Origin of the sequence: Levilactobacillus namurensis (assembly GCF_032197885.1) — a bacterium.
Classification (GTDB): domain Bacteria; phylum Bacillota; class Bacilli; order Lactobacillales; family Lactobacillaceae; genus Levilactobacillus; species Levilactobacillus namurensis_A.
The window spans coordinates 1,503,692-1,516,754 of the sequence record NZ_CP134159.1 but is presented as its reverse complement, the minus strand read 5'-3'; the positions used below and the strand labels follow the sequence as shown (position 1 = coordinate 1,516,754).

General features: G+C 53.8%; 13 protein-coding genes and 1 pseudogene. 10 read left to right on the top strand and 4 right to left on the bottom strand.

The window, feature by feature from the left end:
* Positions 1–14: 14 nt before the first annotated feature.
* Together RIN67_RS07270 and RIN67_RS07265 are read left to right on the top strand one after the other, a co-directional pair.
* Positions 15–1,868, top strand: coding sequence for an ABC transporter permease (locus RIN67_RS07270; protein WP_313825953.1), 1,854 nt, complete (start codon positions 15–17; stop codon positions 1,866–1,868).
* A 130-nt stretch (positions 1,869–1,998) separates the two neighbouring features.
* Complete coding sequence (locus tag RIN67_RS07265) at positions 1,999–2,322, top strand: DMT family transporter (protein ID WP_024746196.1); 324 nt, start codon at positions 1,999–2,001, stop codon at positions 2,320–2,322.
* A gap of 50 nt (positions 2,323–2,372) precedes the next feature.
* Here the strand turns inward: RIN67_RS07265 and RIN67_RS07260 are convergent, their stop codons facing one another.
* On the bottom strand, positions 2,373–2,735 hold the full coding sequence (locus RIN67_RS07260; RefSeq protein ID WP_024746197.1) for a hypothetical protein: 363 nt from the start codon (positions 2,733–2,735) through the stop codon (positions 2,373–2,375).
* 200 nt (positions 2,736–2,935) lie between these two features.
* Positions 2,936–3,316, bottom strand: a complete 381-nt coding sequence (mscL, locus tag RIN67_RS07255; protein ID WP_024746198.1) for a large-conductance mechanosensitive channel protein MscL — start codon at positions 3,314–3,316, stop codon at positions 2,936–2,938.
* A gap of 342 nt (positions 3,317–3,658) precedes the next feature.
* Between mscL and RIN67_RS07250 the strand changes: the two genes are divergently transcribed.
* The 7 genes from RIN67_RS07250 (at position 3,659) to RIN67_RS07220 (ending at position 9,596) form a co-directional block, all read left to right on the top strand.
* Complete coding sequence (locus tag RIN67_RS07250) at positions 3,659–3,976, top strand: hypothetical protein (protein ID WP_024746199.1); 318 nt, start codon at positions 3,659–3,661, stop codon at positions 3,974–3,976.
* Positions 3,977–4,068: 92 nt separating this feature from the next.
* Positions 4,069–5,016: a 50S ribosomal protein L11 methyltransferase gene (gene prmA / locus RIN67_RS07245; RefSeq protein ID WP_264998897.1), complete on the top strand. Its 948-nt coding sequence runs from the start codon at positions 4,069–4,071 to the stop codon at positions 5,014–5,016.
* A 2-nt stretch (positions 5,017–5,018) separates the two neighbouring features.
* Complete coding sequence (locus tag RIN67_RS07240) at positions 5,019–5,762, top strand: 16S rRNA (uracil(1498)-N(3))-methyltransferase (protein WP_264998896.1); 744 nt, start codon at positions 5,019–5,021, stop codon at positions 5,760–5,762.
* 83 nt (positions 5,763–5,845) lie between these two features.
* Positions 5,846–6,187 carry a hypothetical protein gene (locus RIN67_RS07235; protein ID WP_264998895.1) on the top strand — a complete coding sequence of 114 codons (342 nt, stop codon included), beginning with the start codon at positions 5,846–5,848 and terminating at the stop codon, positions 6,185–6,187.
* A gap of 17 nt (positions 6,188–6,204) precedes the next feature.
* Positions 6,205–8,433 carry a RelA/SpoT family protein gene (locus tag RIN67_RS07230; protein ID WP_264998894.1) on the top strand — a complete coding sequence of 743 codons (2,229 nt, stop codon included), beginning with the start codon at positions 6,205–6,207 and terminating at the stop codon, positions 8,431–8,433.
* Positions 8,434–8,444: 11 nt separating this feature from the next.
* Positions 8,445–8,891 (top strand): D-aminoacyl-tRNA deacylase, encoded by a 447-nt coding sequence (gene dtd, locus RIN67_RS07225; protein ID WP_024746204.1) that lies wholly within the window; start codon positions 8,445–8,447, stop codon positions 8,889–8,891.
* A gap of 60 nt (positions 8,892–8,951) precedes the next feature.
* Entirely contained in the window at positions 8,952–9,596 is a 645-nt protein-coding gene (locus RIN67_RS07220) for an HAD-IA family hydrolase (protein ID WP_313825954.1), read from the top strand.
* 86 nt (positions 9,597–9,682) lie between these two features.
* Here the strand turns inward: RIN67_RS07220 and RIN67_RS07215 are convergent.
* Together RIN67_RS07215 and RIN67_RS07210 are read right to left on the bottom strand one after the other, a co-directional pair.
* A pseudogene (locus RIN67_RS07215) lies at positions 9,683–10,527 on the bottom strand (fructosamine kinase family protein).
* A gap of 24 nt (positions 10,528–10,551) precedes the next feature.
* The gene (locus tag RIN67_RS07210) at positions 10,552–11,403 is read right to left on the bottom strand and encodes an N-acetylmuramoyl-L-alanine amidase (protein ID WP_264998892.1); all 852 of its coding nucleotides are present in this window, start codon (positions 11,401–11,403) and stop codon (positions 10,552–10,554) included.
* A gap of 360 nt (positions 11,404–11,763) precedes the next feature.
* On the opposite strand from RIN67_RS07210, the gene hisS reads away from it, so the two are divergent.
* Complete coding sequence (gene hisS, locus RIN67_RS07205; protein WP_024746208.1) at positions 11,764–13,059, top strand: histidine--tRNA ligase; 1,296 nt, start codon at positions 11,764–11,766, stop codon at positions 13,057–13,059.
* Positions 13,060–13,063 lie beyond the last annotated feature (4 nt).

The following is a 13,063-nucleotide window of genomic DNA, read 5'->3' as shown; positions in this document are numbered from 1 at the left end:
GTAAGGGGAACAATATGACATGGGTTTTAGGATTAGGGGGTTATAGCTTAGGCGTTCTGGGGTATAACGCCACGGTTCGACGCTTAGGCGTGAGTCCTTACCTGTCTTGGATCACGGTGTTTTTGGTACAGATCATCTTATTGTATGGTTTTGCGATGGTGGGGTGGCTGAATCCGGGGATTTGGGTCATCACGCTTTTGGGTATCGCACTGTTACTGTACTGGTGGCTGCTAGGCTTCTGGGGCAAAGGCGCGTTACCTTTTGAAGGCCTGCACCTCTTTGATGGGTGGATGGTCGGTCTAGGACTGGTCATGCTTCAGGTCTTGGGCCATAGTCCACTCGTCCACTATGATAACTTTTCGCATTGGGCGGTCATGGTCAAGTTTCTGGCCTTTACGGGACACTTGCCTGGCGCTCACGATACGATTATCTCCTTCACGTCGTATCCGCCCGCAACAGCGTTGTTTATCACGCAGTTCGTTCACTGGGTCGGGTTCAGCGAAGGCGCCATGTTGATTGCACAGTTCTTACTGATCTGGGCAGCTTCGTATTCAGTCTTTGCGGTGCTACGGGATCGGACCCGGGCGCTCACGTCCTTCTTATTATGCTTGACGATTGCCGTCTCGTACGTGTTTAACATCAACATCCGCTTGAACAACCTCTTAGTGGACTACGTGCTGCCCATTTTGACGGTTGCCGGGTTGGTCGGGGTCTACGTCTATCGCCAGAAGCCTTGGCTCCAGTGTGGCCACGTGGCTTTGGTGGGAGCCGTTCTCTTATTGGTCAAGAATTCGGCGACCTTCTTCGTGGCGGTCCTGGCCAGCTACTTTTTGGGGATGCTCTGGACCACGCGTCCGCAGATCTTCCAGCGCTGGCCTCGTCGCTGGGCCAGTGTGTGGGGACGCTTTACGGGGACCCTAGTGGTCTTAGCGGTGCCCTTTCTGTGGTGGGAATGGCACGTGAAGCACACGTTTACGGTGTCCAAACACGAGATCAGCGCGGCCGCGTACCGACAACAGTTACAACACGAAGGGGACGGGACGGTCCTGAAGCTGGGCCATCAGTTCTTAAAACAAGTGGTGAACGGTCAGTCGTTGTCGACCCAGGGGATTCTCCTGATCAATGCTCTGTTGCTGGGGAGCTACATCTTGATTCGGTGGCGCAGTCATCAGAAGAATCCGTTATTAAAGACCTTAGTGGCCGTGGACGTCATCTTTGGACTGTATTATGCCAGTTTATTTGGGATGTACGTTTTATCGATGCCCTATGCGGAGGCTATCCGGTTAGATGGCTTCGAACGGTATATGGGCAGTACCGTGATTCTGGCACTGTTTATCGGGGCCATGGTTCTGTCCCGGACCATCGACTACGCGTTTTACGAGCAAGAATTTGCCAAGCGTGACTTGCAATCTTTCCGGTCGATTGTGACCAAGAATGCGTATCAGATGGGAAGCTTCTTGATGATCTTCTTTGCCATCATCATGATGTATTCGGAGATTAACGGGACCAAGTTCACCAACCAGATGAACCGGGGGACGCTGCCCGTGCAGTTAGCACAGATTGCTTCGCCGAGCACGCGATTGACTCACCGACGCGTGCTACTAGTTGATCCGCACCCGGGCGATGTGGACAGTTACTATGCGGGCTTCTTAGCCAACTACTACTTTTTTACCAACCACGGTGTGGGGCAAGAGAACTTTATGGAGTCCCCGGCCCAGTTCAAGCAAAACGTGCAGCGTTACCAGTACATTGCGATTCCGGAGTATCACCACACCTTCACGGTCATGATGCGTAAGACCTACCATCAAGAGATTCGGACCGGGTGGTTTAAGGTGACGCCGACGGGGTTGGTCCCACAGAAATCGTAGGTCGTCCGGCCGGAAGCGTCGCGTCGAATGGTCCGGTGTGGTAGAATTCTAGGGGATGACATTAAGACGCGGCACGGTGAGTGACTAAGCATGACAGTCGCTGAGCCGACGCGATGGGGGTCGTTGGATTATGGGATACTTGTATTTAGCGGTGTCGATTGTGACGGAACTTTTGGGCACCACAATGTTACGCTACTCGAACGGGTTTACGCGGCTAGGGCCGACGCTGACGTCGTTGGTCGCCTATACGATTTGTTTTTACTTCCTATCACTCACGTTACGGACCGTGAACATGAGTGTCGCGTATGCGTTGTGGGGTGGGGTCGGCATTGTGTTGACCACCCTGGTCGCCGTCCTCTTCATGCATGCGCCCATCAACTTGGCCAGTGTCTTAGGCATCGGCATGATTCTGGTGGGGAGCTTGATTCTTAACCTTTATGGGACGGGGCATTAGACCCAAAAAACGCGCTGACTTTGGTCAGCGCGTTTTGTTCATTATGGGGGTTAGCCTTCACGGTCGGCATCTTCGGCTAGTTCTAGCCAAATCGTAAGTGGTGACGGGATGTAGTCGGGCCACTTTTCCATCTTTTTGGCACACCGATCTAGGACGTGGCTCTGGCCGTCAGTAGCGAGGTCCTCAAAGACCGTTTCGGCCATCGCATTATCGGTCAGGTCCGTCATCAGGGTCGGGAGGTTGTGCTTCCACTCCTGAACGAGGTCCTGGTAGATAACGATTCGGCGGGCTTGCAGGATGGTGTAGTCAACGCCTTCGACGTGAAGCCGCTTGATCAACCGGTCATATTCGTTATAGACTGCGGCTTGAGCCCGCTGCCAGTCCGTTTCAGTGAATGCTTTTTCTTCTTTCATGGTGGTTACCTCGCTTTAAAAGGATTATGAAACTTTTGGGCGCATCCGGACCGTTAGTCGTTTTGGTCACGGTTCTCAGTATAGCATTTTTTTGTGCGGGATAACGCCATCATCCCTAGAATCCGGCGGGACGCTCTTTAGGAACCGTTGCGAATAAAAAAAGACTGATCGTCGCAGTGAGGCGGTCAGTCCCGGTAAAGCTATTTCTTTTGGTCCTTTAACAGGGTCACGATTTCTTTAAGGTATTGTTCTTCCGCGGATGGTTCCGGCGTTTCTTCGGGTTCTTCCGGTTTCTTCGGAACAAGTCGGTTCAGGAACTTGACCAGTAGGAAGACCACGAACGCAATGATTAGGAAGTTGATGACGGAATTGATAAACGCCCCGTATTTAAAGTGGGCGTCTCCCACGGTGAAGACCAGATTGGAAAAATCGATGTTGCCGACAAAGACTCCCAGCAGCGGGTTGATCAGGTTAGTGACCAGTGACTTGACGATGGCCGTGAATGCAGCCCCGACAATGACCCCAACGGCTAGGTCCATGACGTTGCCGCGCGCGATAAACTCTTTGAACTCTTTGAGCATGGTACGGACCTCCCTTAGTAATTACCTTTAATTTTTAGCGTTTCTGAGTGAAATTGCAACCTAAACGCAATAAAAATCATTATTTTAAGCGGACTTAGGATTGGCGCTGAAAAAGTTGGGGGAAGTATGCTATAATAATGTAAGTGGTTTCATGAATAGTCGTCGCAATGAAATCAAGTGACAATCGTTGACACAGTAAGTTGATTTGCGAACGTTTTACTTGCATTTGAGGACGGAATCCTCTATTATTGTGCATTGATATATTCAGAAGTATTTAGATAATCTCGGGTGGTTGTAACCCTTGATTTACCGGGGATTATCGCAAATTAGGAGGTGATTACCATGCTGAGTCGAACCAAACAATTCTTACGGCAACATAATTATCGTTATGAGAAGTCGTACATTCGACCGTTGATGGCGCCGGAGAGCGTCTACGTTTTTAAATTTGGCCATGATTCGCTCAATAATCGGGTAATCATTCGTTATGGTCACACGTGGACCGGGCGTCAGCGGATCAACGAGATTGATCTGCGGCTGCACAAGCAGAAGCATCCACGGGTTTTCCAAAATGAAGCGGATATGCTGGATTATTTAGAAGCACATCTTGCTGAACGGGAACAACGTCACGCCGACCACTCGACTAATCCTGAAAAAGTGTAGTGTCGCGGGACAATAATTTGATAGGCTAATGGTGAGCCGGCGACAAACTTAGTTGTCGCTGGCTTTTTGTAGTTCAAGGAGGAATTTAACTGATGCAATGGACTGAGGTCAGTGTTTTGACCACCAACGAGGCCGTAGAAGCGGTCAGCAACATCTTACAAGAAGCGGGCGCCAGTGGCGTTAAGATTGATGACGCGGCGGATTACCAGCATTTACAAGCTCGACCCGATGAGATCCTCGACCTGGGAGATATCCCGCATCGCACCACGGGGGCTGAAGTCACGGCGTACTATCCGGCCACGGTCTTCGTACCGGAAATCTTACCCACCATTAAACAACGGGTCGATGAGCTGGCCAGCTTTGGTTTAAACGCCGCCCCCGGAAAAGTGACCACCCAAGCGGTGGCAGATGAGAGCTGGGCGACCGCTTGGCAGAAATATTACCATCCAGTCCGGATCACCCGGCATTTGACCGTGACCCCTAGCTGGGAAGACTATCAACCGGTTCAACCGGGCGAGCAAGTGATTCGCCTGGACCCGGGGATGGCGTTCGGGACGGGGACCCATCCGACCACGCAACTTTCCCTGACAGCCTTGGAAATGGTGGTTCGGGGCGGCGAGCGGATGTACGACGTGGGAACGGGTTCCGGGGTCTTAAGCATCGCCGCTAAATTCTTAGGCGTTGACCAGATTACGGCGTTTGACCTTGATGACGTTGCCGTGCGGTCTGCAAAGGCCAATTTGGCGTTGAATCCAATTGCTGCGGACGTTGTGGCTAAGCCCAATGATCTGTTGAACGGGATTCACCAGCCGGTCGACTTAGTCGTAGCTAATATCCTGGCTGAGATCATTGTTCCGTTAGTTCCGCAGGCGTGGGAAAACTTGACGCCCGGGGGTTATTTCCTGACATCGGGGATTATTGCGGATAAACTAGAGACGGTGGTTGCCGCTCAGAAGAAGCAGGGTTTCATCATTGACAACATCTTACAGATGAAGGATTGGCGCGGCGTGATCGCACATAAACCAACGGAGGATGAGTAAGGATGCAACGCTATTTCTTAGAGCACAAGCATCAAGATGGTGACCAGGTCACGCTGGATGCGGCAACTACCCACCACTGGGTCGTGGTCTTACGCGCGGCAGTGGGCGATACGGCGGAATTCGTGGATGCTAAGGCCCACCTCTTCCACGGCGAGCTCCTGACGGCAGATACCACAGCGGCGACCATCCGGCTACAAGCGGTACCGACGCCAGCCGTTGAGTTGCCCGCAGCCATTACGATTGCCTGCGGCTTACCTAAGCAGGAGAAGGCGGAATGGATCACGCAGAAGGCCACCGAAATGGGGGTCGCCCACGTGATCTTCTACGGTGCCGATTGGTCAGTGGCCAAGTGGCAGGGGAATAAAGTGGCGAAGAAGTTGGCGCGTTTGACCAAGGTCGCTCACGGGGCAGCGGAACAGTCCCACCGGTTACGCCGACCGGATGTAACGTATGCACCGACGCTACAAGCCGTTTTACAGTCGGCCTATGACCATTCCGTCATGGCCTACGAGGAGTCGGCCAAGCAGGGGGAACACAGCGCACTTAAAACGGCGTTGCAAGCGGTCACTCCGGGACAGACGGTTCTGGCCATCTTCGGGCCCGAGGGGGGGATTAGCCCCGCTGAGGTCACCCTGGCGCAGACGGCTGGTGCGACCCTGGTGGGCTTGGGTCCGCGTATCTTGCGGACCGAGACGGCGCCCCTGTATTTCTTAACGGCGGCCTCGGTCTTGTGGGAACTGCAGTAATCCTGAAAATCAGGTGAAATCAGCCTGAAAACATGCTAAAATGGTTGCAATTATTCTTGAAAGAGAGTTAGGTGGGGGTCAGAATGGATCATTTGAAGAAGCTCGGGTGGCCCTATTGGGTCGTCGGCATCGGTTTGGGGCTAGTGGTCCCGGCAGTGGCTCAACTGTTAGCCGTGAGTGCCGTGATTCGTTTCGGCATCTTGCTGCTGGTGATCAACGGCGGCGCGGCGATTGCGGTGGGACGGGTGATTGCCCGTCGGCAGCAGCCTAAATGGTGGGTCCTGATTTTTCCAGTCTGTTACTGGCTAGGGGCGTATGCCTTCTTGCCGAGATATACCCAGTACTTTGCACTGGTGTACCTGTGCCTGTCATATTTGACGGCCGGGTTAAGTACCATGGTCACAACACAAGAAACTAAAAACTAAGGGTGGTGACGGCCGATATGACCAAAGAACGCGTTTGGACGGCTGAAGATGTAATTGCCAGAGTGGGACAATATATGAATGCGGAACACGTTGAAATGGTGGTCAAAGCCTGTCATTTTGCAACGGTTGCCCATCAAGATCAGTTCCGGCAGTCTGGCCAACCCTATATTATGCATCCCATTCAGGTGGCGGGAATCCTGGCTGACCTGAACATGGATCCCGAAACCGTTTCTGCCGGGTTCCTGCACGATATCGTGGAGGATACGGGGGTCACGTTGGGGGATGTCCGGGAACTATTTGGCGACGACGTGGCTTTGATCGTCGATGGCGTCACCAAGCTTGGAAAGATCAAGTACAAATCAAATAAGGAACAGCTGGCGGAAAATCACCGGAAATTGCTCTTGGCAATGTCAAAGGATATCCGGGTGATGATTGTGAAGTTAGCCGACCGGCTGCACAACATGCGGACGTTGCAACACTTACGTCCGGATAAGCAACGGCGTATCGCCAACGAGACGTTGGAAATTTACGCGCCGTTGGCCGACCGGTTGGGGATCAGTACCATTAAGTGGGAGCTGGAAGATATTTCGCTGCGGTACCTGAACCCCCAACAATATTACCGCATTGTCCACCTGATGAACTCACGGCGGGACCAGCGGGAGTCTTACATTGCGGCGGCAATCCAGGACATTCAGACGTCAATCGCGGATTTGAAGCTGAATCCGGAAATTTATGGTCGGCCCAAGCACATTTACTCGATTTACCGTAAGATGAAGGACCAACATAAACAATTTAGCCAAATTTATGACCTGTTAGCGATTCGGGTGATCGTGGACACCATCAAGGACTGTTACGCGGTTTTGGGAGCGATTCACTCCCAGTGGAAGCCCATGCCGGGCCGGTTCAAAGACTACATTGCCATGCCTAAGGCCAACATGTACCAGTCGCTACATACCACGGTGATTGGTCCCGAAGGTAAGCCGCTGGAGGTTCAGATCCGGACTAAGGAAATGCACGCCGTGGCAGAATACGGGGTCGCGGCGCATTGGGCTTACAAGGAAGGTGTGAAGGATAAGGTTCAGGCCACCAACACGGGGGACAAGCTGAACCTGTTCAAGCACATCATCGAACTTCAAGAAGACACCGATGACGCGGCCGACTTCATGGACAGTGTTAAGGGTGAGCTCTTCGGGGACCACGTGTACGCGTTCACGCCCAAAGGTGACGTCTTAGAGTTGCCCAAGGGGGCTGGTCCGTTAGATATGGCCTACGCGATCCACACGGAGGTCGGGCACCACACCACGGGCGCGACCATCAACGGTAAAATCGTGCCGCTGGATTACGAGATCAAGAATGGAGACATCGTGGACATTCGGACTTCCAGTAGTTCGGCAGGTCCTAGTCGGGATTGGTTGAAGCTGGTTTCCACGCGGCGCGCACGTAATAAGATCAAGCAGTTCTTCCGACAACGGGATCGGGAACAAAACATCGACCAGGGAGAAGAAATGGTCGAGCGGATGGTTCGTGATTTGGGTTATGATCCTAAAGCGACCCTGACCAAGGAGAACCTGGATAAGGTCACGGCTAAGCTGCATTACCAGCAAGTCGATGACCTGATGGCCGCCATTGGGTTCGGTGATCTGCAGCCCCGCGGGGTGGTTAACCGTCTGACGGAAGATCAGCGACAAGCCGCTGAGGACGAACGCCGCCGCCAAGAAGAACGCGAGCTGTTGGAAGAGCACCAGACCATCAAGAACGATGGGGATACGGACAAAAAGGACCGGAAGAAGCAACCGGATGGCGTCGTGATCGAAGGCGTCGATAACCTGTTGGTCCGGCTGAGTCACTGTTGTTCACCGGTACCGGGAGACCCCATTGTGGGGTACATCACCAAGGGCCGGGGAGTTTCCGTGCACCGGACGGATTGTCCCAACGTTCGCCACGCTGAAGAGAACGGCGAACGAATCGTCTCCGTCAAGTGGGGCGACGAACACGGGAACCGGACCAATTACAACGCCAACATTGAAGTTCAAGGTTACAACCGGAACGGCCTGCTAAACGAGGTCTTGCGAATGATCAACAACTCCACCAAGGATCTGACATCGATCAACGGGAAGGTCGACCATAATAAGATGGTCATCATCTCGGTGAGCCTGGGAATCCGTAACAAGTGGGAGCTGCAACGGGTCATGGATAATATCAAGAACGTACCGGACGTTTACGTGGTTAAGCGCCCGTTCCGTTAGGAGGACACGAGATGCGAATTTTACTGCAACGGGTCACCCAAGCCAGTGTGACCATCGATGGTCAGGTCCAGGGTCAGATTGGCCCGGGCTTCTGCCTATTGGTGGGTGCCGAGGATAGTGATACCAGCGAACAGGTGGACTACCTGGTGCGCAAGATCAGTCGGTTGCGGGTCTTCAGTGATGCGGCGGGCAAGATGAACCTGAGCATCGCCGATGTCCAGGGCAGCGTTCTGTCGGTCTCCCAGTTTACGCTATACGCCAACACCAAGAAGGGCAACCGGCCCAGCTTCGTGGGGGCGGGAGATCCCGACCACGCGCATCAGCTATACGACGAGTTCAACACTAAGCTAGCGGCTACGGGGATTCCCGTGGAGACGGGCGTCTTTGGTGCGGACATGCAAGTCGCACTGACCAACGACGGACCGGTAACGATTTGGTTCGATACGGATCAACTTTAAACGATAATCGAAACGACCAGTGTTCCTGCTGGCCGTTTTTTTGAGGAGGTAGCCCAGATCATGCGTTATCAGAATTTATTTTGGGATTTTGACGGGACTTTGGTCAATACTTATCCGGGGATGGTCGCCGCGTTCAGCGAGGCCCTGGTAGATGATGGGGTCAACGATTTTGAGATCGATACGGTAGAAATTTACAAGACCATGCGGCAACATAGTCTGGGGACCGCCCTGCAGCGGTTCTCAGCGGAGTTTAGCCTGGGAAAGGAGCGACTGGCCAAGCTCTACCAGCTCGCCGCTGCCCCTAAGCTGGCACAAGCCCAGGCGTTTGCCGGAGCCGCGGAATTGTTAACCGCCGTGGGTCACCAGGGCGGGCATCACTTTTTAGTGACGCACCGGGATGCCAAGGCGTTGGATCGGTTGGCCGAGTTAGGGTTGAAGGCGGCCTTCACGGGGGCCGTGACAGCGGCAGATCAGTATCCACGGAAGCCGGACCCCACTAGCCTGCAAGCGCTATGTCGGCAATATGACGTTGACCCGCAAACGGCCATCATGATTGGTGACCGGAACTTAGATGTGCAAGCGGGCCACCGGGCGGGAATGGCTGGTGCCCTCTTCGACTCGGAACACCTAATCGTTGATGAGAGTCAACCAGAGATTCGGGTCACGCAATTGGGTGAGCTGCAGACCTGGCTATTGGCCAAGTAACTATCAGCTACGAATTAAGCTAATTAAAAAGCCTCAGCACGCGTTAAGGTGCTGAGGCTTTTAGCGTCTAGTTGAAGGGATGACGCCTATCCTCGACTTAAGGTGACATCAACGGCTTCACCGTAAGTCTCACCGAAGAGGTTCAGGTGGGCTAGGAGGTAGTAGAGCTGGTAATGGGGCAACCGGTCAGCGTACCCGGCGTCGAGTGGGTAGGCGTCTTGGTAGCCCTTATAGAAGTCGCCATCGAAGCCGCCGAAGATGGTGGTCATGGCCAGGTCGAACTCGCGGTCACCGTACAGGGTATCGGGATCAATCAACGTGGGGGTGCCTTCGGCGGTGAAGAGGTAATTTCCCGCCCAGAGGTCGCCGTGAAGTAGGGCGGACACGATTTTGCGGTCCTGGTTCTCGGTAATGATGGCCTGACGAACCCGTTGATACTCACGCTCCCGGTGTGCGTTCCAGAGGTGATGGGCTTGGGCCCGTTGCACCAGCGGGTCGAGTCGTTGTTGCAGGTAAAAGGTGGTCCAATCAGACTGCCACTGGTTATGCTTGGGAAGCTTGGCGACCAGGTTGTCCTGGTCGCCAAGCCGAATTTGGGCGCAGTCACTTGGTGGACCCGGGCGACGGCTTGCCCCAGTTGGTACTGGGAACCGGTACCCGTTTCCAGAAATTCCAACAATAGGTAGGCGTCCCCGTCGATGGTGCCGGTGCCGATCACGTCGGGAACGTTGAAGGCCTGGCCAAGCGCGTGCAGTCCCGCCACCTCGTGGGTGTAGAAGCTCGCAGGTGTCTGGGGTTGGACCAGTAAAAAGTAGGGCCCTTCGGCGGTCGTTAGGCGAAACGCCTGGTTGATGTCGCCACCGGAGACGGGGGTGGCGGCGGTAACGGTAGGTACTGGTAATTGGGCGAGCCAATTTGCTGATAGTTGCATAGAGATTCGCTTCTTTCTAAATGATTAATGCTGAGTCGTAAAGTAGCGACTGAGGCCTTGAACGACGTTGTTGGCTACCGTCTCTTGGTAGTGTGCGTTGCGAATGTCGTTAAAGTCCTTTTTAGTGTTGATGTAGCCCATTTCTAACAGGAGGGCTGGTTGCCGGTTATCCCGAATGACTTCGAAGTTTCCGTAACGGATGCCCCGATTAGTCAGCGGTAAATCGTTCATCTCCTGGTTGACGGCCTGTGCCAGGGCGTATGAGGTCTTGCGGTGGTAGTAGTAGGTCGTGGTCCCGGAAGCCAGGTTATCGGTGGGAGAGGAATCAAAGTGGAAGCTGATGAAAGCGTCCGCTTGGTGGGTGTTGGCGAGTTCGGGGCGGTGAGCTAAGCTGACCGTGGTATCCGAATTGCGGGTCATGATGACGTGAGCCCCCTTGGCCCGGAGCAGGCGAGCCACCCGTTGGGCCAACTCGAGGGTGTAGGTCTTCTCATCGTGTTTCTGGTCGATCGACAGAGCACCGGAATCGCTGCCCCCGTGTCCGGGGTCCAGGACAATGGTGGCTTCGGAGAGGGTGGTGGCGTGAGTCAATTTGCCCGGATGATCAACTAACCAACTGGCGACCCACCCGAAGTGGTTCTGGCTGTCGCGCACGTGGTACCAGTTATCTTTTTCGCCGATGATGGTGAGCCGGCTATTTTTGGCCACTTTGGTGGTCACGGCGTAGGTCAATCCCGGGCCCCGTCGCAGGTTTAGATTGCTGACGGTGGCGGTTACGGCGTTGTTGCGGACGAACGCAATCAGCAGGCCCCCGGCGACCAGTAAAATAATTAGGCTGGTGACCAGGCCAGCCCAGTTCTTTGGTTTAAAATGCATGTCCGTGCTCCCTTTTTCAAATTATGACAATTATACCACGCCCGACGGGGACAACCTGCTAACTTATCAGCGGGAACCTTGACTTTTGGCAAAGCTTTCAGTATTCTTAAGGAGAATAAAATAGAAGCCGATGAGAAAGACTAGTAGAAGGTTATCCGTTTACAGAGAGGTTGTCTCGCTGAAAGCAACCAACGTGGTGAATTTGAAGACACTTTTGAGGCTAATGGTCCTGATGTGGCCATTCGTTTGCAACGTTATCCTGCTGAGAAAATAAAAAGGTGGTACCGTGCATACCTGCGCCCTTGTCAATTGACAGGGGCGTTTTTTATTTTGGGCAGCGCCAAGAAAGGAAGAATGTATATGCGTTACCAACGGCCAAAAGGAACGGCGGATATTTTACCCGGGACCTCTGAGACCTGGCAATTCGTCGAAGCCACGGCGCGGGACTTGTTCGCCCGTTACCGGTTCGATGAGATTCGGACGCCGATGTTTGAGAACTTCGACGTCTTCTCCCGGACATCCGGGGATACTTCGGATATCGTGACGAAGGAAATGTACGACTTTAAGGATAAGGGGGATCGGCACTTATCCCTGCGTCCGGAAGGAACGGCGGGGGTCGTGCGGGCCTTCGTTGAAAATAAGCTGTATGGTCCGGAGACCACTAAGCCTTACAAGGTCTACTACATGGGCCCCATGTTCCGTTACGAACGGCCCCAATCCGGTCGGCAACGGGAATTCCATCAGATCGGGGTGGAAGCCTTCGGGAGTGATGCGCCGGAGTTAGACGTTGAAGTGATTGCTTTGGGGATGAACCTCCTCAGCAAGCTGGGGTTGACCCACTTACGGTTAGCGCTGAACACGTTGGGCGACAAAGAGACCCGGGATGCTTACCGGCAAGCCCTCATTGCGTTCTTGGAACCCCACTTTGAAGAGTTAAGTGATGATTCCAAGGTCCGGTTGCACAAGAACCCGTTGCGAGTCTTGGACAGCAAGGACCAACACGATCAGGCCATCGTTGCGGATGCACCGTCGATTCTGGACTTCTTGACGCCCGAAGCCACGGCCCACTTTGACCAGGTCAAGGCGAGCCTGGATGCTTTAGGCATCGCTTACGACGTCGATGCGACCATGGTACGGGGGTTGGATTACTACAACCACACCATTTTCGAAATCATGGCGGATTCACCGGCATTGGGCGAAGGATACACCACGGTCTTGGCCGGTGGCCGGTACAACGGACTGGTCAAGGAACTGGGTGGCCCCGAAATGCCTGGTGTGGGCTTCGGGATGGGTGTCGAACGGTTAGTCTTGCTGATGGAAGCCGAACAAGTGGCGGTTCCTAACGACCATCCGTTAGATGTCTACATCGTAGGAATCGGGGATGACACGTCGATTGAGACGTTGAAGCTGGTTCAGGCGATTCGGCACGCGGGCTTGACGGCCGACCGGGACTATCTTGGCCGTAAGCCTAAGGCCCAGTTCAAGACGGCTAACCGTTTAGCCGCCAAGTACACCCTGACGATTGGAGACCAAGAGTTGGCCAATCAGACGGCGAACTTAAAGGCCATGGCCACGGGTGAAGAAATCAGTGTGCCGTTGGCGGATATTTACCAAGATTTTCAAAAAGTTGTGAGCGAAGGCTTCAACACAAAATAAGAGG